The organism is Methylocapsa sp. S129 (assembly GCF_009765995.1).
Taxonomy (GTDB): Bacteria; Pseudomonadota; Alphaproteobacteria; order Rhizobiales; family Beijerinckiaceae; genus Roseiarcus.
Genome location: NZ_LMUI01000019.1, coordinates 1 through 22,816, shown reverse-complemented (window position 1 = coordinate 22,816; position 22,816 = coordinate 1). Strand labels below are relative to the sequence as shown.

The 22,816-nt window shown below is 61.9% G+C and carries 21 protein-coding genes; 8 read left to right on the top strand and 13 right to left on the bottom strand.

The genetic code is table 11. The features are described from left to right. Positions 1-59 precede the first annotated feature (59 nt). Complete coding sequence (locus tag GSQ90_RS11640; protein ID WP_246731545.1) at positions 60-335, top strand: hypothetical protein; 276 nt, start codon at positions 60-62, stop codon at positions 333-335. 18 nt (positions 336-353) lie between these two features. On the opposite strand, the gene GSQ90_RS11635 is transcribed toward GSQ90_RS11640, so the two are convergent. From GSQ90_RS11635 to iolD, 11 genes are all read right to left on the bottom strand, one after another. Further along, entirely contained in the window at positions 354-1,088 is a 735-nt protein-coding gene (locus GSQ90_RS11635) for a DUF4253 domain-containing protein (protein ID WP_158815012.1), read from the bottom strand. A 105-nt stretch (positions 1,089-1,193) separates the two neighbouring features. Further along, positions 1,194-1,952 (bottom strand): Imm52 family immunity protein, encoded by a 759-nt coding sequence (locus GSQ90_RS11630; RefSeq protein WP_158815011.1) that lies wholly within the window; start codon positions 1,950-1,952, stop codon positions 1,194-1,196. Between the two features lie 13 nt (positions 1,953-1,965). After that, complete coding sequence (locus tag GSQ90_RS11625; RefSeq protein WP_158815010.1) at positions 1,966-3,330, bottom strand: Tox-REase-5 domain-containing protein; 1,365 nt, start codon at positions 3,328-3,330, stop codon at positions 1,966-1,968. Between the two features lie 402 nt (positions 3,331-3,732). Next, positions 3,733-4,752 (bottom strand): substrate-binding domain-containing protein, encoded by a 1,020-nt coding sequence (locus tag GSQ90_RS11620; RefSeq protein ID WP_158815009.1) that lies wholly within the window; start codon positions 4,750-4,752, stop codon positions 3,733-3,735. A 50-nt stretch (positions 4,753-4,802) separates the two neighbouring features. Beyond that, on the bottom strand, positions 4,803-5,888 hold the full coding sequence (locus GSQ90_RS11615) for an ABC transporter permease (RefSeq protein ID WP_158815008.1): 1,086 nt from the start codon (positions 5,886-5,888) through the stop codon (positions 4,803-4,805). Continuing rightward, on the bottom strand, positions 5,878-6,618 hold the full coding sequence (locus GSQ90_RS11610) for an ATP-binding cassette domain-containing protein (protein WP_158815007.1): 741 nt from the start codon (positions 6,616-6,618) through the stop codon (positions 5,878-5,880). Before GSQ90_RS11610 ends, GSQ90_RS11615 begins: the two co-directional genes overlap by 11 nt. A gap of 630 nt (positions 6,619-7,248) precedes the next feature. Continuing rightward, positions 7,249-8,319, bottom strand: coding sequence for a Gfo/Idh/MocA family protein (locus GSQ90_RS11605; protein WP_158815006.1), 1,071 nt, complete (start codon positions 8,317-8,319; stop codon positions 7,249-7,251). Positions 8,320-8,397: 78 nt separating this feature from the next. Next, complete coding sequence (locus GSQ90_RS11600; RefSeq protein ID WP_158815005.1) at positions 8,398-9,372, bottom strand: Gfo/Idh/MocA family oxidoreductase; 975 nt, start codon at positions 9,370-9,372, stop codon at positions 8,398-8,400. Between the two features lie 114 nt (positions 9,373-9,486). Next, entirely contained in the window at positions 9,487-10,299 is an 813-nt protein-coding gene (locus GSQ90_RS11595) for an SDR family oxidoreductase (RefSeq protein ID WP_158815190.1), read from the bottom strand. Between the two features lie 5 nt (positions 10,300-10,304). Beyond that, a complete protein-coding gene (gene iolE, locus GSQ90_RS11590) occupies positions 10,305-11,204 on the bottom strand; it encodes a myo-inosose-2 dehydratase (protein WP_158815004.1) in 900 nt (299 codons plus the stop codon). Between the two features lie 6 nt (positions 11,205-11,210). Continuing rightward, the gene (gene iolD / locus GSQ90_RS11585) at positions 11,211-13,082 is read right to left on the bottom strand and encodes a 3D-(3,5/4)-trihydroxycyclohexane-1,2-dione acylhydrolase (decyclizing) (protein ID WP_158815003.1); all 1,872 of its coding nucleotides are present in this window, start codon (positions 13,080-13,082) and stop codon (positions 11,211-11,213) included. 109 nt (positions 13,083-13,191) lie between these two features. Here iolD and iolG point away from each other — a divergent pair, with 109 nt between their 5' ends. From iolG to GSQ90_RS11565, 4 genes are all read left to right on the top strand, one after another. Beyond that, a complete protein-coding gene (gene iolG / locus GSQ90_RS11580; protein WP_158815002.1) occupies positions 13,192-14,199 on the top strand; it encodes an inositol 2-dehydrogenase in 1,008 nt (335 codons plus the stop codon). Between the two features lie 83 nt (positions 14,200-14,282). Then, complete coding sequence (locus GSQ90_RS11575) at positions 14,283-15,092, top strand: HpcH/HpaI aldolase/citrate lyase family protein (protein WP_158815001.1); 810 nt, start codon at positions 14,283-14,285, stop codon at positions 15,090-15,092. Continuing rightward, on the top strand, positions 15,092-16,045 hold the full coding sequence (locus GSQ90_RS11570; RefSeq protein ID WP_158815000.1) for a hydroxyacid dehydrogenase: 954 nt from the start codon (positions 15,092-15,094) through the stop codon (positions 16,043-16,045). Before GSQ90_RS11575 ends, GSQ90_RS11570 begins: the two co-directional genes overlap by 1 nt. Before the next feature lies 1 nt (position 16,046). Next, on the top strand, positions 16,047-17,177 hold the full coding sequence (locus GSQ90_RS11565; RefSeq protein WP_158814999.1) for a Gfo/Idh/MocA family protein: 1,131 nt from the start codon (positions 16,047-16,049) through the stop codon (positions 17,175-17,177). Between the two features lie 4 nt (positions 17,178-17,181). Here the strand turns inward: GSQ90_RS11565 and GSQ90_RS11560 are convergent, their stop codons facing one another. Continuing rightward, entirely contained in the window at positions 17,182-18,054 is an 873-nt protein-coding gene (locus tag GSQ90_RS11560) for a MurR/RpiR family transcriptional regulator (protein WP_158814998.1), read from the bottom strand. Between the two features lie 743 nt (positions 18,055-18,797). Then, on the bottom strand, positions 18,798-20,180 hold the full coding sequence (locus tag GSQ90_RS11555; RefSeq protein WP_158814997.1) for an MFS transporter: 1,383 nt from the start codon (positions 20,178-20,180) through the stop codon (positions 18,798-18,800). Between the two features lie 133 nt (positions 20,181-20,313). On the opposite strand from GSQ90_RS11555, the gene GSQ90_RS11550 reads away from it, so the two are divergent. From GSQ90_RS11550 to GSQ90_RS11540, 3 genes are all read left to right on the top strand, one after another. Then, positions 20,314-21,264 (top strand): LysR family transcriptional regulator, encoded by a 951-nt coding sequence (locus GSQ90_RS11550; RefSeq protein WP_158814996.1) that lies wholly within the window; start codon positions 20,314-20,316, stop codon positions 21,262-21,264. 434 nt (positions 21,265-21,698) lie between these two features. Next, positions 21,699-22,079 carry a nuclear transport factor 2 family protein gene (locus GSQ90_RS11545; protein ID WP_158814995.1) on the top strand — a complete coding sequence of 127 codons (381 nt, stop codon included), beginning with the start codon at positions 21,699-21,701 and terminating at the stop codon, positions 22,077-22,079. 57 nt (positions 22,080-22,136) lie between these two features. Further along, the gene (locus GSQ90_RS11540; protein ID WP_371418359.1) at positions 22,137-22,697 is read left to right on the top strand and encodes a DNA-3-methyladenine glycosylase; all 561 of its coding nucleotides are present in this window, start codon (positions 22,137-22,139) and stop codon (positions 22,695-22,697) included. Positions 22,698-22,816 lie beyond the last annotated feature (119 nt).

Sequence of the window (22,816 nt, the reverse complement as noted above, 5' to 3'; positions counted from 1 at the left end):
GATTTCGAATGAGGACAAAACGATCCCGGAGGGATGACGAGATGATAGCCTGGGAGCGCGTGACCGACGCCGACGTGCTGCGCGCGATAAAAGAATACGACCGCCTGGGGCCGGAGCGGTTCTTCTCCGCCCATGGCTTCGCGCCCACCACGACTTATGAACTGGTCTGGGAACAACGCTTTTACCCGCCCAAAGCCATCTTGGGCGCGGCCTATGAGTTCGCCACGGGCCAGCGACTTGCTTCCGGCGACTTCGAAGGCGGGAAAGCCGGCGCCGTAAGAGTGCTCGGACAGCTCGGATTCACCGTTAGGGAAAAGCGGCGACCAGCCAAGTGAATCGGACGCCCGCGCGTTCTAATCCCACCAGAAGAACCACCAGTCGCTCGCCATCAATCCGGCGGCCAGCTTCCGATAGGAGCCCATGCCCTGGTCAATGATGTCATTGCAATAGAAATATTGTGTGCGAGCGAGCTCGAGGGCCTCCTCGCGCGTCGTGGGCTTGCGTGATACGCGCAGGTTGATCGTATCGGCCCCAAGGCCAATGAGTTCGGCGCCGTAATGGTCGCGCCAGGCGCGCAGCGCCGCAACGTGATAGGCGGCCGCAGGGCACTGATTAAAATTCCCCCACTGCATATAGGCTGGAATGGCGGTGGGGTCATCGGTAGGGATCAGCGCAATGTGCACTGGAGATCTAGGCTGTCCGGTCAAGGTGTCGTACGCGACGGACAAGCCTGACCCGTATGAGGTCTCGGCGGGCCAATCCCCCAAAGGCGCCTCACATTCCTCGTTTTTGAAATCGGCCAACGAAGCTATTTGCCCGAGGTACACCATGGCCTCCGCATATTCGTCCCGGCGAAGCTGATGAAGGTCGGCCGGAAACTTGATGGCTTCTGCGGCGGCAAGGATATCCTCGATTGGCGTCAGTCGCGCCCGATCCGTTGGATCGAATGGGAACAGGAGATTTTCGAGATCATCCCCGAGTACGACGGGCGCGCCGCGGCCAGCCTTTTTCAACTCCTCCCATGTGGCGAGGGCGCTCTCACCGCTGGTTTCCACGATCTCATAGGGGAAATGTGCAAACGCTGTCATGTGACCTCCTACTCGCTCTTGATCCGCCTACGCCAAGGCTTCGGCTGCTATGCGCCAGAAGACTTGTTGATCTTGCGCCCATCCGCGCCGTCGCCCGTTCGGCGCTCAGCTTTGAATCGGGCGCAGCGCGGCTTCAAGCGCATGCAGCCGCGCTAAGCCCTCGGCATCGTTCTTCTCGAACAGCTCCTCGCATAAAGTGACCAGCACAGAGCCGTCTTCGAGAGTTTCGACTTCAACATCGGCGGGATATTTCGCGCGCGAAGCGAGGTCTGGGGGCAGGTAGGTGATCCAGCCGATCCAGGGTTTGAGAGATCGCTGGTGCGCCGTCCAAAGCGGATTGGGGATCGAGGGAAGATCGCGGATATAGAACGGAAACATCGCGCACATTTCCGCGGGTTTCCAGATTTCGCACGCGAATTTCATCAACGGCCTGAGTTCGGACGCGCGCCACAGTCGTCCGGTGGTCGGCCGCAACGCCGAGAGCCGCATGAAGATGTGGTTTGCCTTACTGTCCTTGTGCGGGCCGTAAGAGCCAATATGGCAATTGGTGTCGGCGTAGCTCGACTCGCGAAAATCATAGGGCGGAGATCCCGCGTGCCCTCCCCAAACATCGCTCCCCTGCTCCGGCCAAAGACCGCCGCCGAAGTCATAGCGATTCATAGTGTCGACTAAAAGTTGTTTCGCCTCGGCCTCGCTCAGAGGAACGCGAACCGTCTCCTCCCTGGTGGTCGGCGAACCCAGCCAACTCTGATAGATCGGATCGAAGTCCGGCAGACCGGTGACAAAGTCAGAGAGCCTACGCGCGTCGTCAGCTTGCGCAGGCTCGCGCGCTTCCCACCAAAGATCGAGGTGCAACTTATCCATCAAAGCTCTCGTCTCAGTTCGGATCGTAAACGACGAACAGGTTCGTCTTGCCGATCTCGCTCAATCCGCGATAGCCTTTCTCGGTTTGAGCGTGCCAAACGACAATGCGGCCCGCGGCGGCCGCTTTATTCGCTTGTCTTTCCATCTGAATTGCAGGATTCTTTTTCGACTTGACCCAATCGTACAATTTGTCATTCTCATCAAACATGAAGTCGATGTCCGCCTTGGCTTCGAGCAAGTCTCCCGTCTGCGGATCGCAGCCGTCGAAGTTGACGTCGCCGACGTTTATCGCCCACCCGTAGGGCAGCTTACTGACATACTCCTGATAGGCGATCGAGTTTGCCGATTGCGCCGTCTTCGGCTCGGGCGTCGGACTCGGACAGAGTTTCGGCTCGTGATCATCATCTGCCGGATTTGCTGCCGGCTCGCCGTTGACGCGACGAAAGTCCGCGAGCGCGCGATCAAGGGCGTCGGCGGTGATGACCAAAGTCCGGCGCCGCCCGGGCGTGAGAACCATTCGAGCGACCATTTCGCCGTCAGGACTATAAAAGGCGTGGCCCTGTCCCAGGGCGCCCACTATCAGGGTTCGCCACTGGCCGTCGATGAGCGCCTTGAAAGTCACCCGGGTCTCGTCGTGAGCCCAGCGGTAGATCATGTCGGGACGACCTGGAACGGCGCCTTCATCCACGATTCGATTGGCGTTCGGGATGAAGATCGCCCCGAAAAGGATCGTCGGAACGGAAACGCGAGCCGCCAGCATCGCGAGCCCATCCAGAGCGACCGCAGACAGATTTTCGGCGAGCAACGAGTCCGCGCCGGTAGCGAGCGCTGAGGGCACGAACGCAAGTTCGCCGCCGGGAGCGGCACTGTGAGACGACGCACTTTCGTTAGGCTTCGCGGCGGCTTTCGGCGGCTCATCCGCCTGCGACTCTTTCGGCTTGGGCGCGAACCAGCCAGGATTCGGCGGCGAACCGGTTCGCGGGTGCTTGTCGTCCCAACCATCATCGGCCTTCAAGAGGCCACACGCGACAAGGTCGCGAGAAAGGCGGCGCTCGCCAGACTTGTCCAACAGGGCGTCGGCAAGCGGAAGCGGATCGGGAAGTCGCAACAGCAAGGCCGCGATCTGCGCCTTGGCGATATTCCGATCTCGGAGCGCGCTCGCGACGGCGCCTAAGGCGGCCATCTTGGCCGTGACATCGATCGGAAAGCCGTAAACGCGCGAAAGGTCGAAACCGAGATCACGCTCGTCGCGCGCCGCCCAACCGCCCTTCTTATCCCGCGCCAGTAGCGCGACGTCGCCAACCCGCAGCCCTTCCTCGTCACATTCAATTCCCCCGGGCGAGAGGCGAAAGACCCGAATGGGCGGAAAATCGTTCACAGCGCAACCTCGCAACCGCGGTTATGCAAAGAGAACATATCATGAACGTTTTGGCAAGCACGAGGCCGCCTATTTTTCGCGCTGAGCGTCACGGCCCAGAGAACCCGTCGCCCCGAGTTCTCATCCTTGTCTTCATCGGCGTAGCAGTTATTTCAACTGGTCATGGCGACGCGACATCCTCAACAGCCCGTCAGCCCCCGCAATGATTCAGACGATCCCCAAGCTCCAGAAAGTCGCACCGGAGCCGAAGCCTGGCGACGATCTCGGCGGCCCGGCTCGCGACCGCATCACGCACCGCGACAAGTCGCCCGCTACGCCCTCATCGAGCAAGCGCGCAAGCAAAGGGCGGCGATTGCGCGCCGCCCCTGTTTCGTGTCGTCTATGCGATCCCCTCAGCGCCTTTTAGCTGCCGCCGCCGATGCAAGTGTCGGCGGTCTTCGGCGTACAGACATCGAGGCCAGTGTAGGTCGGGTCCGCGGGCGCCGCCTTGCCGTCCTTGATGTCCTTCAGGAAATACATCGCCTTGTATCCCATCTCGAAGGGGCGCTGGCCGACCTGTCCGGCCGAGAGGCCCTTCTTCATGAGATCGATCTGAACCGGCAGCGTGTCGGCGACGACCAGCGCCAAAGCGCCCGAAGCGATCTTGTCCTTATATTTCGTCGCCACGTTGCTGTAGGCGTCCGGCAAGAATTGCGGGAACCCACCGGTCGGGACGAAGGCGTCGAGGTTTGGATTCTTGTTGAGAATGTCCTCCATCTGCTGGACCGCGACGGTAAAGTCGTCATTCGTATAGAGTGGGCAGCCGGCCATTTCCGTCCAGCCATTCTGGCCGGTCAGGCGCTCGCCGGGCGATTCGGCGCTGGCCTTGCCGGCCAGCGTGTCGCGAATTCCCTGCATGCGCTCGTTATGATTGGCCGCCGCGGCGCCGCCCGACTGGATGCAGATGCTGCCGCCCTTCGGCTTGATCTCCATCACGCGCTTGGCGAGATTGACGCCAATGTCGTAGTTGTGCGTGCCGACATAGGCGAGGCGTTCGCCCTTGTCCTTCGGCAGCAGGTCGGAATCCCAGGTGAGAACCGGGATTTTCGCCGCCGCCGCGCCCGAAAGCGCGCTCGCCATCGCAGCCGCGTTGGCGGGCGAAACGGCGATGCCGTCGACTTTCTTGGTGATGAGATCGGCGACGATCTGCGCTTCTTCGTCGCCGCCGCCGTGCTCGCCAGGACCGATGTAGAGGCACTCGATCGCGCCGTTGAGCTCCTTCTCCGCCTTCTTGCAGCCGGCGAGCGCCTGATCGAAGAACGGATTGTTGGTGTTCTTGGGCACCAGCGCGAAGACGTATTTCTTTTCCGCCGCGCTCGCTCCGCTCGCCATCGCCAACAAGGCGCCGGCCACCAACGCTGTACCCACAACATGTTTCAACATGAACGTCCTCCCGTTTGCTCCCACACAACCCGCGATGTCCGGTGTTCGGACTATTCGCGTCTCTTGCCGCGGATCCTTTCAAGGACGACCGCAAGAACGATAAAACTGCCGACGAATATGCCCTGCCAGTTGGAATCGACGCCCGCCATCAGCAGCGAATTGCGGATCACGAAAATCAGCGCCGAGCCGACGAAAGCGCCATAGGCGCCCCCTTCGCCGCCCATGAGATTGGCGCCGCCGATCACCGCCGAAGCTATCGCGAGCAATTCATAGGACTGGCCGAGACTGTTGTTGGCCGAGCCCGACCAGCCGACACTGAGAATGGCGGCGACGGCGGCCGACATGGAACAAAGAACATAGGCCTGCACCTTCATGCGCTTGACCGGCACGCCCGCCAGATTGGCGGCCTGCTCGTTGCCGCCGATCGCGAAGATATGCCGGCCCCAGGCGGCGTTCTTCAGGACGATTGCGAGGACGACAGTCAGGATGATCAGCACGAGAAAAGGATTGGACAAGCGGAATGGAAGCGCCAAGCCGAAGCTCGCGCCGCTGCCGATGCTCTTGAACGTGGCCGCGCCGGGGCCAAAATCGTAGAGCATCCGGTTTCCCGACAGCAGCACGGCGCAAGCGCGCGCCACCGACAGCATCCCCAGCGTCACCACAAAGGGCGGCAGACCGACATAGGCGATTAGCGCGCCGTTGACGCCGCCGATGATGGCGCCCGCCAGCAGGCCTGTGGACACCGCCATCCACCAGGAATGCGTCCAGGCCGCCTCGTTCCACCAATCGGGCATCCACGGAATCGGCTGTTTCAGCAACACGAGGCCGCAAACGATGGCGACGGCCCCCATGACCGAACCGACGGAAAGGTCGATGCCGCCGGTGATGATGACCGGCGTCATGCCGAGCGCCATGATGCCGATAAAGGCGAAATTGCGCGTGATGTTGAAAAAATTATCCTCGCTCGCGAACACCGGCTCTTGAATGCTCATGACGCCGCTGATGACGACGAGCGCGACCGTCACCCAGAACGCCTGACTGGCGAACAGCGTCGCGAGCACAGTCTTGTCGCGCGTGTCGAGTCGGGGCTCCGCAGCGCTGGCGCCGATGGTTTCGATTTGCCGGTCAAGCGACATGAATTGCTCCCGTGATGAGCCCGGTGACTTCTTCGGGGGAACTCGTCGCGAGCGCCTTGTCGGCGACCTTGCGGCCGCGCCGCAAGACAACGATGCGGTCGCACACCGCAAAGACATCAGGCATGCGGTGACTGATGAGCACAACCGAGACGCCGGAATCGCGTAGGCGCCGGATCAGGTCGAGCACCTCAGCGACCTGGCGCACGCTGATCGCGGCGGTCGGCTCGTCCATCAGCACAATTTTCGGATTGGAGAGCCGCGTGCGCGCAATCGCCACCGCCTGGCGCTGACCGCCCGACATCAGGCGCACGAGGTGGCGCGGGCGCGTTTCGGACTTGAGCTCGGCGAACAATTCGCCCGAACGTTTGTTCATCGCGCCATGCGCGAGCCATTTGATGGGTCCGAGCGATCGCTTGATCTCGCGTCCGAGAAAGACGTTGGCCGCCGCCGACAGATTGTTGCACAGAGCCAGGTCCTGGTAGACCACCTCGATGCCCTGTTCGCGCGCCTCCACAGGTCTGTGGAAATGGACGGTCTTCTCATCGAGCACGATTTCGCCAGAGGACGGCGGAAAGTTCCCCGCTATCACCCTGACGAGGGTAGATTTCCCAGCGCCGTTGTCGCCCATCAGGCCGACAATCTCGCCACGCGCGACAGAAAAGTCGATATTACTCAGCGCCTTGATCGCGCCAAAACTTTTCGAAACCTCCTTCAGCGCAAGCAAGGTCATTCGCTATCGCCTCCCCTGGGTCGACGGCTTTTCGCGGCGCCTGTCGATCCCGCTGCAATTTGCCGGACTATCGCTTCGTTTTGCAAGGAAAATCAGGCGCCTGCAAATTAGGCGCGGCGCGCGTCCACCGCGCCCCTGTCCAATTCAAACGTTCGTTCACGGACCGCCGCGCCGAAAAATTTGGAAATGCGTCGCGCTTCAAGGAGTGGGGCCGCAATCTGCGCGCCGTTCGTCATGCTCTCGCCTCCACCCTGACCATTTCGTCGGCATCTTAACTAACGCGCATTGAAAATTGTCGATGTCAGTGTATCGCAATATTTATTGCAAGTTTTTAACCGAAGTCAAGCTCTCTTCTTCATCTCAATACCGGTTCGCTCGCGAATTTCATGATGGTGTGAGGCTTGGCGTGCATTCGGATTTTACCGGGTTTCGCTGGCGACCGGTGAAGAACCCTCTTTCTCGATCCGGATTCGCCCTCACGCCATTATCGGATTGCTCGGAGGCTCTCCAGATTCGGCGAGCGACGTGGGTGTTCCGCCGAGTTGGCGTTCGCGGCATTGGGCGATCCGCCACTGTCCAGGGCGGCCGCTTCTGTGTCGATCCCTACCGATCCAGGGGGAAACCGATTTGTCAGAGAACGAGGCGACGATCCGTTATAGGCGTAAGCCGCACCATGTCGGGGGTCGGATGGCGAGAACGCGGCTGAGTTGAAATCGCTTGTGGCGTGCCGGTCGAGGCGGCCCTTTCGATTGCGATCAGCGCGCGCATGTCCGCTAACCCCTCGTCGCCATCGGCTTCAGGCGGCGTTCCCGATCTGATGCAATCAGAAAAATACGCAACCTGCGCGCCAAAATGGTCGATCTGCGGGAACTGGGTCTCGACGATCTTTCCGTCACGGCGCAGCCGCAGCCGCGTCGCGGCTTCAAACTTGAATCCAGGGTCGAGTTCGAGATCGCCCGAGGTTCCCACGACCCGGTAATTGTCGACCGCCGACGCTCCAAAGCTGACGACGAATTGCGCGAGGCCGCCGGACGGAAATCGCAACGTCGCAGCCACCGAGGCGTCGATATCGCCAAAGCGCGGGTCGTCGTCCGGACGGGACGACATCGCCATCGCTTCGATCGGCTCTTCGGCGAAGATATGACGAGCGGCGTTGATGCAATAGACGCCGACATCCTGAAGCGGCCCACCCCAGGCCGATGCTTTCAGCCGATGATTCCCCATCGCGGTCTGGAAGCTGAACACAGACTGAAAGAACAGCGGCCGGCCGATGGCGTTAGCGCGGATATGTTCGAGAACGGCGACGGTTCCCGGTTCGTTGTGCAATCTGTAAGCGGTCATCAGAAATACGTTGGCGCGTCGCGCCGCGTCAATCATGGCAAGCGCTTCGTCTTCGCTCACAGCGAGCGGCTTCTCGACCATGATATGCTTGCCGGCGCGCGCCGCCCGAATGGCGTAGTCAGCGTGCATGTGGTTCGGCAAAGCAATGTACACCGCGTCGACAGCGGGGCTGGCCAGCAGGGCGTCGTAGCCGTCATACCCGACAACCGTTCCAATGCTATGGAAATCCGCGAGACGCTTCGCCTTTGCGCTATCGCCAGTTACGATCGCGGCGACCCGCGAATTCCCGGACTGCGCGACGCCAGGCAGAAACGCGACCTGCGAAATCCAGCCAGCGCCGACGATGGCATAGTTGATCATCCATTCTCTCCAGAGCTTCGCCGATGGAACGCATGGGAACGGGAAGGACCGACGCCGCCCGCTAGCGGGCCTTCTGGTTCAGTCGTACAGCGACGGACGCGGCGTGCATTTCAGCGTCGTCCCCCCGGAATTGGCGAGAGCGGCGACGATCTGCTCGGCGATGGACGAGGCGACGTAGCCGTCCCAGGCGCTCGCCCCGACTAGGGTTCCTGTCGTCACCGCGCTAATCCAGTCAGTCAATTGCCTGCGATACGCGTCTGCGAAACGCGGAACCCAATTCTCGGGATAGGAAAGTCCGCCAGTCCGGTCCTTGTTGCGCAACGTGAGCGACGGCGGCGCCAGTGCGACTGTTCCCTGACGGCCCACCAGTTCGGCATGGACATGGTAGCCATAGGCGGCGTTCATATAGACCTCGGTCGACACGATCTCGTCGCGGTCGGTCCGCATCGTGATCATCAGCGGATCGCCGCCGGGCCCGCTGGCGACGTGAGCCGAGACCATTTCCGATCCGGTCAGCCATCGGCTGATGTCGATCTCGTGCACGAACGAATTCGTCACCGCCATCGGTCCGGTAAACCATTCCGGGGCGCGAGCGTTTCGATGCACGTTGTGCAGCAACACGGTTGCGCCCACCCCGCCCTCGTCCTTAATCTGCTTGATCTCCTGATAGCCGCGATCAAACCTGCGCATGTAACCGACCTGGATCAGCCGGCGTTTCAATGCAACTTCGGCCTGAACCACGCGCAGGGCTTCCGCCGCCGACGACGCCACGGGCTTTTCGCATAGAACCGGCTTGCCAGCTTCCAAGCAGGCCAGCGTCAATTCTGCATGGGTCGCATCGGGCGAAGCAATGATCACCGCTTCGATGTGGTTCGACGCGATTAGAGATCGCGGATCGGAAAAGACGGGGGCTCCCGCCGCGGCGGCTTGCGCGCGGGCGCCGTCTGCGTCGAACACGCCTGCGAGATGCGCGCCGGGCGTCTGGCGCCTGATAAGGCGCGCATGTTCGGACCCCATCACGCCGGTTCCGATGACGCCGACGGCTACGCTCATTTTATTGCTCCTTCTGGGTTCCCCAGGCCTTGCGCCTTCCGTGCGCCTTCAACGCGTTTGGGTCGCCTTCCTATCGCCAGCGGCAAGGAGATGCGAGTCGGCTGGCCTTATGCGTCAGTGAGCCATAGTCATCGGGCGATCAGGAACCGGCATTGCTCCCGCGACCGCGCCCCACACCGACTGATCGAAATTAACGATCGCGCCCGTCATGAGTCCTGCATCATCAGACACGAGGAAATTCACAGCGCGAGCCGCTTCCTCCGGATCGATGAGCCGGCCGAAAGGAAGTCGGCTCGCCGCTTTTTCCATCCAGTCCGGGTCGCCGCTCTCGGCGGCCTGAATCTGCCGTTCGTTGTCTGAGGCCATCCAGCCGACGTTGAGCTGGTTGACGCGAATGCGGTTGCGCATCACCGAAAAAGCGGTATTCGACGTGAGCGTCGTCAACGCGCCCTTGGACGCGCAATAGGGATTGATGAAGGGCTGGCCGGCGAGCGCCGAGATCGAGCCGATGTTGCAGATCGCGCCTTCGACGCCATCGCGGATCATCAGCTTGATCGCTTCTTGCATGAGAAAGAAGGGTCCGCGCACATTGATTGCGAACATTCTGTCAAACAGATCGGGCGTGGTGTCGAGGATAGTGCCGCGCTCAGTTGACGCGCCTGCATTCACAAGCACATTCACGCGGCCGAAACGCTTGTCGGCGTCCGCGATCATGCGTCTGCAATCCTCTACCGATCCGAGATCGCCGCGCACGAACAGGGAGGGAGCGCCGGAAGTCGCCGTGATGTCTTGAGCGACGGCGCTCCCACGTTCTTCGTTGCGGCCGGTGACGACGATTCCTGCGGCGCCGGCCGCCGCCAACCGCCGGGCGATCGCGGAGCCGAGGCCCTGCGTGGCTCCGGAAACGACGCAGACCCTGCCATCCATGCGATTCACGGCACCACCTCGTATCCCGCCAGCGCCATCACGCGCATCAATTCGACATGACCCTTCTTGGCCATTTCGAGCGGCGGATTGACCTTCGGGTCCTGCTCGGCCTCGATCACGAACCAACCCTCATAGCCGTAGGAGGCCAGCCGCCCAACGATGGCGGCGAAGTCGAGCGAGCCGTCGCCGGGCACGGTAAAGGCCCCTTTTACGACCGCGTCCAGGAAGCTCTCCCGCGTCCGGTCCAGCTTGTCGATGACCCCGCCGCGAACGTCTTTGGTATGCACATGGCTGACGCGCTTATGATGCTTGTCGATGACGCGCAACACGTCGCCGCCAGCGAAAGCCATGTGACCGGCGTCGAACAACAGCGGTAGCGCGTCGCCCGAATTGGCCATCAGAAGGTCGAGTTCCGGCTCCGTCTCTATCGCGGCGGCCATGTGGTGATGATAAGAGAGCGGCATGCCCTGGCCGGCGCACCATTCGGCGAAAGCCGTCATCTTGCGCCCGTACGCCTTGATCTCATCCTCCGAGAGCTTCGGCTTGGTCGCGAGCGGCGCGGAGCGCACGCCCTGGATCGAGCGGGCGGTCTCGCCATAGACGATACAGGGCGCCTTCGCCGCGATGAAGAAATCCATCTGGGTGCGAACGCGCTCCTTCTCGCGTTCAATGTCGCCGTCAAGCAGAAGGCCAGAGAACCAGCCTCCGCAGACGGAGATTCCATAGCGGGCGAGGATCGGCCCGAGTTCCCTCATGTTCATCGGGAAGCGCCGCCCCGTCTCCATGCCAGTGAAGCCTGCGACGCTCGCCTGCGCTAAGCATTCCTCAAGGCTCACGTCGTCGGACAGCTCAGGGAGATCGTCGTTCCACCAGGCGATGGGGGCTATTCCAAGTCTAGCTTTCATGGTTCGTCACACTCCAACGCGCTGCTTGGCGCGAATCTGTTCCTGCTGTTTGCGCGCGTTCTGAACCGATTCGCGCGAGGAGACTTCAGGCACGCCGACATCCCAGTCGGCATCGCCGGGAACCCAGGCGTAGGCGTCCGAAGCGATCGACACTACGGTCGTCCGGTCCGTCCCCTTGGCCCATTCGAGGGCGGCTTCGAAATCCGCAAAGCTCTCGCAATGCCTCGCTAACGCGCCCATGGATTCTGCATGTTTGGCGAAATCGACGTGCGGCGGCGCGGCGGGATCCTTCACACGGCAATCGACAAGCAGATTGTTGAAGCCCGGCACGCCCTTGGCTTGTTGCAACCGGTTGATCACCGCGAACCCGCCATTATCGCAGACCACAACGATCATTTTATGACCGCTGAGAATCGTCGAATAGATGTCCGAATTCATCATCATATAGGTCCCGTCGCCGACCATGACGATCGGCGTGCCGCCGAGGCCGCCCGGCCCGGAATTCGCCATCGCATGTCCCCAGCCGGCCGCGATCTCGTAGCCCATGCAGGAGAAACCGAACTCCAGGTCGAACGTGTTCGGCGCCTTGACGCGCCAGCCCTTCGCGACTTCGCCGGGGAGGCCGCCGGCCGCCGAAATCAGCGTGTCCTTCTCTCCCGCCACCGCATTAACGGCGTGGACGACCTGAGCATAGGTCGGGACCGGCGCGTTTGTCGGCGCCTGATGCGCATCGAGCAAAGCGTCCCATTCTTTGAAGAGCGCCTTTGCGCGCGCCATATGCGCGGGATCCACGCGCCACGCACCGAGTTCCGCATCGAGTTCGGTCACCGTCTCAAGAGCGTCGCCGACCACGGCGAGCGCGCGATGCTTCACGGCGTCGAACCTGGCGGCGTTGATCGAGATGAACTTCGCGTCCGGGCTGAACGCTGTCCATGAGCCGGTCGTGAAGTCCTGGAGGCGCGTGCCAATGGCGAGAATCACATCGGCTTCCGCCGCGAGCGCGTTAGCCGATGTGGAGCCGATGATCCCAATGGGCCCCGCGTGCGCCGGATGATAATGCGTAAGTCCGCCCTTACCCGCGATCGTTTCGACGATCGGGATGCCCCGCTTGACAGCGAATTCAGCCACGACGTTCTCGGCAAGCGAATAGCGCACGCCGCCGCCGGCGATCAGGATCGGCTTCTTTGCGGTCTTAAGAAGCGCTGCGGCTTCAGCGAGTTCCTGCCGATCGGGGCGCGGGCGCGGCACAGTCCATGTCCGCGGCTCGAAGAAAACCTCGGGATAGTCGAACGCCACTTCCTGAATGTCCTGAGGCAGGGCGAGGAAGGCCGGCCCGCAATCGGCGGGATCGAGCATCGCGGCGACCGCCTGCGGCAACGACGAGAGAATCTGCGCTGGATGGGTAATCCGATCCCAATAGCGCGTCACCGCCTTGAACGCGTCGTTCACGGTGACGGTCGGGTCGCCGAAATGCTCCACTTGCTGCAGCACGGGATCGGGCAGCCTGTTCGCGAAGGTGTCGCCAGCGATCAGCAGCACCGGCAGGCGGTTCGCATGGGCGGTTCCCGCAGCCGTCACCATGTTCAGCGCGCCTGGGCCGATGGAGGAGGTTGCGATCATGATCTGCCGGCGCCGCTTGGCCTTGGCGAAGCCGATCGCCGCGAGCGCCATCGACTGTTCGTTCTGTCCGCGCCAGGTCGGCAGAAGGTCCCGCACCGTTTCGAGAGCCTCAGAGAAACAGGTCACGTTGCCATGCCCGAAAATACCGAACACGCCGGCAAACAAGGGGACGCGAGCGCCTTCGATTTGGGTGAACTGTTGGGTCAACCAACGCACCACAGCCTGGGCCATCGTGAGTCGAATTGTGGCGCTGGGCATGCGGTCTCCTCCCTCGACGGAATGCGTGAAGCATCTTCGTGTGCATCATATATTGACAACCGCCGTTTAATGCAACAAAAATTGCAACTATGGCCAGGGAGGAACGTCAGTGATCCGAATCGCCGTGCTCGGCTGCGGGCGCATCGGCGCCATGCACGCCGCCAATATTGCCGCGCACCCGAGCGCCCGCTTGGCGGCGGTGCAGGACATCAATGGCGCGGCGGCCGAAGCTGTCGCGGCCTCCACGGGCGCGCGCGTGATGAATAGCGCTGCGGAAGTGTTTTCCTCGTCCGATGTAGACGCCGTCCTCATCGCGACGGCGACCGATACGCATGCCGATCTCCTGGAGCAAGCGGTCGCGGCCGGAAAGCCAGTTCTCTGCGAGAAGCCGATCGACCTTAGCCTGGCGCGGGTGAACCGTTGCGCTGCGATTATACGCGGAGTCAAAACGCCAATACAACTTGGGTTCGTGCGTCGTTTTGATCCGGGTCACAAGGCCGTTCACGATGCGGTCAGGGCCGGCGACATCGGCGTTCTGCACCAAGTCGTCATCACCTCGCGCGATCCCGGTCTGGCGCCAGAAGCCTATCTGAGGGTCTCCGGCGGAATCTTGAGGGATATGACGATCCACGATTTCGACATGGCGCGGTTCATTCTTGGTGAAGAACCAGAGATCGTCATGGCGACCGCCTCGCGGCTGGTTGCTCCAGCCCTGATGGAGAAACTCGGCGACTTCGACACGGTCACTGTCGTCATGACGACAGTCTCCGGCAAGCAGGCCATCATCACCAACTCGCGCGAGGCTCTCTACGGTTACGACCAGCGCGTCGAAGCTTTCGGCTCCAAGGGAATGGCCCTGTCCGAGAACCGGCGGCCGAACCAGACGCTCTTGTTTGGCAAGGGTTTTAGCAATCACGCCGCGCCCCTTCTTCACTTTTTCATCGAGCGCTACCGGGAGGCGTTCGATGCGGAGATCGGCGCTTTCGTCAAAGCTGTCGAAACGCATCAACCCCCTGTTGTTGGCTTCGACGACGGACGGCGAGCGCTGGTGCTCGCGGAAGCGGCGCTCAAGTCGATCGCGGAAGGCCGCGCAGTAACGGTTTCGGAGGTTGAGTGAGATGCGCCGACAGTTCGGGTTTTTCGTGGCGGGGAGCATTCGCGACTATCTCGATGTGAAACTGGCGCAGGTGGTATTCTGATATGATTCCGAACAAACTCAAACAGCTCTGGTCCGAGGGAAGACCGACGATCAACGGCTGGTGTTCGATCGGCAATGCCTTCACCGCGGAGATTATGGCCGCTCAGGGATATGACTCCGTCACCGTCGATGTGCAGCACGGAGCGCTCGATTATGCAAGCCTGTTGCCGATGCTACAGGCCATGCGCGCTTCCGGAGTCGTTCCAATGGCGCGTGTGCCGTGGCTGGAGCCCGGCATCATCATGAAGGCGCTCGACGCCGGCGCCTTTGGCGTCATCTGTCCGATGGTGAACAACGCCCGCCAAGCGGCGGAGTTTGTGAGCTACATGCGCTACCCGCCGCTTGGGCAACGGAGTTTCGGCCCGACGCGTGTTTCGTTTGCCGCCGGCGCGGACTACGGCGCCCACGCCAACAGCGAAATGCTGGCCTTTGCGATGATCGAGACCGCCGAGGGTATGGCGAACCTGTCGTCGATTGCCGCGACGCCGGGCCTGGACGGACTCTATGTCGGGCCGGCGGATCTCGCGTTTGGCCTCGCGCAGGGTCGCCTTGCCCCGGGCTTCGATCGCGAGGAGCCCGAGATGATCGCTGCGCTCACGGAGATTGTCGCCGCGTGCAAGGCGAATGGCATCCGCGCCGCGCTCCATTGCGGCGCGCCCGAATACGCGGCGCGGGCTATCGAATGGGGCTTCGACATGACGACGGTGTCGGGAGATTCGAGGCTTCTCGCCGGAGCGGCGGCGGCGAGCGTGGCGAAGTTCCGGCAACTGACGGGCCAGATCAGTTCGAAGCCCGAAAAGGGAGCCTATTGATGCCCCATCTGTTGATCGCGGGAAAGCTTCATCCCGCCGGCCTCGCGCTGGTCGAAGGCCGCGACGGATTCACCTACGAATACGTGAAGGAGGTCTCCGAGCCGAGCTACGCGCCCCTGATCGGTAAAGCTGATGCGCTGGTCATCCGCACCCAACCGCTGTCTTCAACCACGATTGCCGGAGCGTCGCGGCTGAAAATCGTTTCGCGCCACGGGGTCGGATACGATTCCGTGGACGTCGCAGCGTTGAATAAGCGGCGAATTCCTCTCTGCGTGGCCGGCGACGTGAATTCGCTTTCTGTCGCCGAACACGCGATCATGCTCATTCTCGCCAGCGCAAAGCGGCTCATCCGGGCCGATCGTTCCGTCCGCGAAGGTCCTTGGGGTTGGCGCAACGCGCTGGAGGCAGGCGAAATCTCGGACAAGAACCTGCTCATCATCGGCTATGGCCGTTCCGGCCGTCACTTGGCGCGTATGGCGCAAGGTTTCGGGATGCAAACGCGCGCGTTCGATCCGTTCCTTTTCAAACAAGGATGGCCGGACGGCCCGGCTGCCCCGGTCGTGTCGCTGGCCGATGGACTCGCCTGGGCGGACGTGATCTCGGTACATGCGCCAAAAGCGGGACGACCCATTTTAGGCGCCGAGGAGTTCGCGCAAATGAAGCCCGGCGTTATCATCGTCAACACCGCGCGCGGCGGGATCATTGATGAAAGCGCGCTTGGGACCGCACTCGCGGAGGGAAAGGTCGGCGCCGCGGGTCTCGACGTATTCGACGACGAACCGCCCGCTAGGGATCACCCGCTCCTCGCCTTCGACCAGGTTCTGCTCACGCCTCATATTGCGGGCCTGACACAGCAAGCGGCCGAGCGGATGGCGGTGTCTTCCGTCCAAAACGTAATCGACTTCTTCGCGGGGCGGCTCGACTCCGATCTCATCGTCAACAAGGACTTCTGACATGACCAAACCGAAGCTTCGCATCGGCCTTATCGGCAGCGGCTTCATGGGCAAGGCGCACGCCTTCGGTTACGCCACGGCGACGCGCGTCTTCGACCTGCCCTACGAGCTGGAGCTGCATACGATCGCCGACATCAACGACCAGGCCGCCACAAAGGCCGCCGCCGCGCTCGGATTCTCGCGCGCGACGTCGGACTGGCGCTCGCTGGTCGCCGATCCCGCTGTCGACGTCGTCAACATTACCGCGCCGAACGCGCTGCACAAAGAGATGGCGCTGGCGGCGATCGCTGCAGGCAAGCACGTCTATTGCGAAAAGCCTTTGGCGCCGCTCGCGATCGACGCCAGCGAAATGGCCGAGGCCGCCGAGGCGGCCGGCGTGAAGACGCAGGTGGGTTTCAACTATCTCTGCAACCCGATGCTTGGCCTTGCGCGCAAAATGATCGCCGCTGGCGAACTCGGCGAGATCAGGGGTTACCGGGGCGTGCATGCCGAAGATTACATGGCCGACAGCGCCAGGCCATTCACCTTCCGGCATGATCCAGCGGGCGGCGGCGCGCTCGCCGACATCGGCAGTCACGCGCTCGCCACCGCCGAGTTTCTGATGGGACCGGCCGCCGGACCGATCACCCGCGTCATGGGCGATTGCGTCACGATGATCGCCGAGCGCCCGGATGGCAAAGGCGGCAAACGTCGCGTCGAGGTCGACGACGTCGGTCGCGCATTCCTGCGTTTCGACAGCGGCGCCACCGGTTCGATCGAAGGCAACTGGATCGCCACCGGGCGCAAGATGCAGCACGACTTCGAAGTCTATGGGACGAAAGGCGCTCTCGCCTTCAGCCAGGAGCGTTTCAACGAGTTGCATTTCTTCTCTACCGAAGATCGGCGCGGCCGTCAGGGGTTCCGCCGCATCGAGGCCGCCCCTGACCATCCGCCCTACGGCTTGTTCTGCGTCGCGCCCGGTCATCAGCTCGGCTTCAACGATTTGAAGGCGATCGAGGTCGCTGGCTTCCTCGACTCCATCGCCGGCCGCCGGCCGGAGCCGTTCAACTTCCGCGCCGGCCTGCGCATCCAGACGCTGGTCGAAACAATCCACGCGTCAAGCTGCGCGGGCGCCTGGCGAGACGTTCGCTAGGCCTTCATTGTTCGGTGACGGTCGGTATGCGTGGGTTTACCGAATTCCTTTGAAGCCGCGCCGCCAAGGCCACCGTTAGCGCCTGCGCGAGACACATTGGCGCGGCCAGGGACCGTGAGAACGTATATTCGTGTTCGGGGACGGCGAGCAGAACGCTCGCCGCCTTCGCGACTGGCGAAAGCGTGCTGTCCGAAATTGCGACAATAGGCACCTTCCGGCTGGCCGCTTCGTTGACGATGTTGACGACCTCGGTGGCGTAGAAGCGGAACGAAATGGCGAACAGCAGATCCGTCTTTCGGATCTCTCTCGCCATGTGCGTCGCCAGACCGCCACTGGGATCGAGAAGCACGCAGCGCTTGCCGAGCATCGTCAGGATGTATCGCAAGAGATCGGCCACCGGCGACGAGCGGAGCTGACCAAGCAAATAAATGACCTCCGCCTTTTCCAGCAGCGTCACGGCCTTTTTGAGATCCGCTTCAGAGACCTCGACGAGTAGATTTTGAAGCGAGGCGATATCGCGCACGATCAGGTCTCGAAGAAACCCGCCCTCGCTGCGGTCCTTGCGCGCGCCGAGTTCGCTTTCCAGCGCCTTGACTCGCGCTTCGAAACCGGGCGCCGCTGTGGAAAGGCGCTTCTGGAACAAACCTTGAAGCGTCTTGAAGCCATCGTAGCCGAGAGCCTGGGCGAACCGGACGACGTTGGAGGCGTGAACCTCGCAGCGCTCCGCGATCGCGTGGACCGAATGCACGGCCACATCATTGGGATTCTGGGTCAGATAAACCGCGATCCGCTGATACGACTTACTCATGTGGTCGTAGCGCTCATGGATTGTGCGGATGAGCTCCTCGTAATCAGACGGAGGCTTGGATTGCGGCATCGCTAGATTCTTTAAGTTGGGCGACATGGCGACCTGGCGAACAATGGAACACCGGAACTCACTTGCCGATCATCGACGATCGATCTTTGCCACACTCGCATCCTGGCGCTTCTCAAAGGCTTTGAGCGCCCACTCATGGGGCGTAACCTGTTCCTTGACCTGGCTCCCGACAACAGGCGACGAGAAGATGCCGGCCAAGCGGGTCATGCTACGCTTCGCGTAGCGGCGGTTCGTTCTCGGCATCCGTAACCACATTTTGGGGCATCCCTGTTCAGCCTGCCTTGCAACAATTATTGCGTCGTGAGCGTTCTGGCAAGAAACGCCGGTACTCGTGAGCGCCGTCGAAAGCGCTTTAGTCGTGGTGGCATAGATTACGCGACTAAGGCGGGGAGCGATGAAGGCGCGCGGTCGATTGCGATTCTGGCGAATATGTATGCCGCATATGCGAAGACCGTTCGGGGCATTCGAAGACATGCAAAGGTGGCGGCTTCGCCGTCGAACGACGGCGGTTTAGCCTGCCATTCTGACGGTTGCCGGCGCTTAAGAGCCGCCACTGCGCGATTTACTCGGTGGATCGCCGGCGACGATGACGCTCGCCCTTTGCGGGCAGCGATTGTGCTCGGCGATTTCGCGGTCGCCTCGTCGACTAAGCGGCTTACTCGCGGTTTGGGCGAACCGGCTGAAATTATTGGCTCGCGCCAATTCTTGGGGAGGTTCAGCGGTCGGCCGCGGCCGCCCATTGGCTAGCTTCCAAAACCGTGACCCACGCGCAGCACGCTGACAAGTCCCCCTGCCAAGGCAAGAAGAGCTGCGATGGCAAGACCAATGCGAGGGGCCGATTCCACCGAAACGAGCGAGAAAAGCACCGTCATAATGACCGCGCCCGCCGTCTGGCCGACAAGACGGGCTGTTCCTTGCATGCCGCCTGCGGCCCCACTCCGCTCGCGCGGCGCCGAGAGGAACATGTTGCGATTGTTGGGCACTTGAAAAAGCCCAAAACCTAGCCCGCTCAGCATTGTGAACGGCACAATTGGCAGAAGATTGCCCAGCAGAGGCCACAGACAAGCAAGCGCGAGCCCGGAGGCAAGGCATATTCCTCCCGCCGCGCACAACCATGCGGTCGAAACGCGGTTGGTCAGGCGACCGGAAATCGGACCGGCGAAGGCCACTGTCAGCGGCCACGGCGTCATGTAGAGACCCGTCATGAAGGCGTCCTGGCCGAGCCCATGTTGCAGGTAAAACGGCAAGGCTATGTAGCTGGCCATCTGGCCAGCGAAACAGCACACCGAAGCGATGACAGAGACACGGAATGAGCCATCGCGCAGCAAATCCAAGGGGATGAGCGGCGCCTGGCGCGGCATCTCGCGCCGTATCAATGCAACCAGACAAATGGCCGTCACGGCGAGCAGCGCGCATCCGAACCAAGGCCGCACAATCATGAGGTCGGGCGCCAAGACCAGGGATCCGAAGGTCCCTGCATTCAGTCCGACGCTCACAAGATCAAGCCGGCGCCCGGTACCCGGCGGGTTCGGCAACGCCCTGCTCATAACCAGCACGATGGCGCCGACCGGCAGGTTGACGGCAAAGAGCCATGGCCAACTCGCGATGGAGAGGATTGTCGCGCCGATGGTCGGCCCGATGGCTGCGGACAATGCGATCACAAGGGAATTCCAGCCGATGACAGCGCCGAGAAGCCGATGGGGATAGGCGAAGCGGAGCAAGGCGACGCCGAGCGCCATCAATGCCGCACCGCCAAGTCCCTGAACGAAACGCGCCACGACAAGCCAGGGAAGGGACGGCGACAAAGCGCATAAGGCCGAGGCCGCTGTAAAAACTACAACGCCTGCAATGAAGACCCGTCGATACCCCAGGCTTTCGCCAAGCGCCGCGCAGGGAAGAATGGCCATGACCAAAGCCAACTGATATCCGGTGACAACCCAAACAGATGCGGCGGGCGAAACCAGGAGGGCGCCCGCGATTGTCGGCAACGCGACATTGGCTATGGCGCCGTCAAGCACGACCAGCACCATCGCGGCCAAGACGGCCGCCAGGGCGAAATAGCGCCGCGGAATTGGCAATCCGGCATCTGAGAGGTCGGCTGCGTTCTTCTCAGTGACAGATGGCATCGCATGTCCAATCCAATTGATTGGCGCATGATAGCGATCGAGCTATCGGGCGGAAGGCGCAGTAGATGCAGTCAATACATGCACCAGACGCCATTCCGCTGGCATCGCTCGTCGCGCAATGCCAGGATGGCCAATGCTTGATATCGACCTGAATCTCTTGACCGCGCTCGACGCGCTTCTGCAGGAGGGGAGCGTGGCCGGCGCGGCGCGCAAACTCGGGTTGAGCGCATCGGCAATGAGCCGAACGCTCGCACGCCTGCGCGCAGCGACGGGGGATCCGCTCCTGGTTCGCGCGGGCCGAGGGCTGGTTCCGACGCCGCATGCCGCCAGGCTACGCGAGCGTGTTCGGGGTCTGGCGGATGAGGTCCACGCCGTGCTGCAGCCGCCCGACGACGGGTTTGACGCTGCCGCCTTGAGCCGGGTTTTCACATTGCGCGCCAATGAAGGCTTCGTGGAGACGTTTGCGATGCGGCTGGTCCAGGCCGTGATGGCGGCGGCGCCTGGCGTTCGGCTGCGCTTCGCGCCCAAGCCCGACAAAGATGTGCGACCGCTGAGGGAAGGCCTCGTAGATCTGGAAATCGGCGTCTTGGGCCAGACCGGACCCGAAGTGCGTGTGCAGGCGCTCTTCGAGGATCGCTTTGTCGGCGTGGTGCGGACCGGGCATCCTCTGACGACCGGACCGGTCACGCCACAACGTTATGCCGCTTGCGACCACGTCGTCACCTCGCGCCGTGGTCGTATGAATGGCCCGGTGGACGAAGCCCTGGCGGAATTCGGCTTATCGCGCAAGGTGGTTGTCGCAGTGCCGAGCTTCCCGGCCGCTTTGACGCTTGCCAGAGCCTCAGACCTTGTGGCGCTGGTGCCGGCCTCCTTCATCACAGCGGAGCTCGAGCGCCTGTCTGGCGCCAACCGCGAACGGCTGGAGAGCTTTCCGCTTCCAGTACAAACCGAACCGATCACGGTGTCGCAGATGTGGCATCCGCGGATGGATGCCGACCCGGCCCACCGTTGGCTTCGCGGATTGGTCCGGAATTCTTGTCGGATAGCTTTCAACGCGACGTCAGCTCTCGACGTAGAAACTTGAATTCGCAACCAACCCCGTCGAATTGCACGCCAGAGGCGCTACGATACTCCGCCCTCCGGAACGCCCCTTACGATCGACTCCCACCGCGCCTCAATCCATCGACGGCGTTTGAAAAAGCGCGGAAGACGCGAGCGACAACCTTAAGCAGCGAGAGATCAAAAATTTCTTCGCCTTGAACATTTCCGTCGGTCGAGCCGTCAGATGCGTATGGCCTTTGATTTAAAAGAGAAATTTCGTCGCTTAGGAAATTTCTCGCTCTCAGCGGACTATCGGAGCCAACTGGATGATTTCTTGAATCCACCTTCGAAATACGATCCAGGAGGCCACTCAGTCTTCCACTGGGAATGGCCCCCCTGCCCTATCTTGGGGCTTGTTGCAAGCAAGCGCACGGCGCCGCGGCTCAACGTCGACGGCGATGGTCAAGGAGATTTGATATGGAAGACACAGAGATTCGAGCGGCTCTGGATCGCCACTGGGCGGCCTCCGATGCGAACGACTTCGAGGCGGAGCACCAGATTTACCAGGAGGATGCGCTGCTCGAATATCCTCAATCGGGCGAGCGCATTCGCGGGCGGCTGAACATTCAATCCTCTCGCGCCGCGCAGCCCAACCGGAAACGCTTCACCGTGCGCCGGATCATCGGCGCGGGCGGCCTTTGGGTCACGGAATATGTCCTATCCTATGACGGGCGGCCGTCTTACACAGTGAGCATCATGGAGTTCCTCGATGGGAAGGTGGCCCGCGAGACCCAGTATTTCGGCGATCCATTCGAGCCAGGGCCTTCGCGCGCGCAATGGGTCGAGCCGATGCCCTGAAACCGTGCGGTCGTAAGGATGGCTATTCGCCGCCCGCTCGCCCGATCGGAGCTGCCGATGGATACGGCGTCTCTCGCCCGCTATCTCATTGGCAAGGTTGTGGTGCGGGAATTGCCCGAAGGAGTCGCCACCGGCCGTATTGTTGAGACCGAGGCCTATGTCGTCGGCGACGCCGCCGGACACGCCTATCGCGGGAAGACTCCGCGCAATCGTTCGCTGTTTCTCGAGCCTGGGCGCGCCTATGTTTATCTCGCCTACGGCGTCTCATATATGCTGAATGTATCGAGCGAGGCGCCCGGGATCGGAGCCGGGGCCCTGATCAGGGCGCTCGAGCCGCTCGAAGGCATCCCGATCATGCGGCGCAATCGCGGCGTCGAGCGCTTGCGCGACCTGGCGCGAGGCCCCGGAAGGCTCGCCGCCGCGCTGCGCATTGATCGTTCGCTCGATGGACTCGATCTTTGCCGAAAAGGCCCTCTATGGCTCGCACGCGATGAGCACGAACCCGGTGAAATCGGGAAGAGCGTCAGGATCGGCATTTCGCAGGATGCAAACCGCCTCCTGCGATTCTATCTTCGGAGCAGTCCGTTCGTCAGCGGTCCAAGATCGCTCAACGAATAAGAGACGCTGCCGAGTTAACGTGACATCACTCTCTAAGAGTCCGTCCCATAACTTCGCGATTAATTACATAGCTTTCGGAGCATGAGGCGGATCGAGGCGAGGCGGAGGAAAATGAAGGC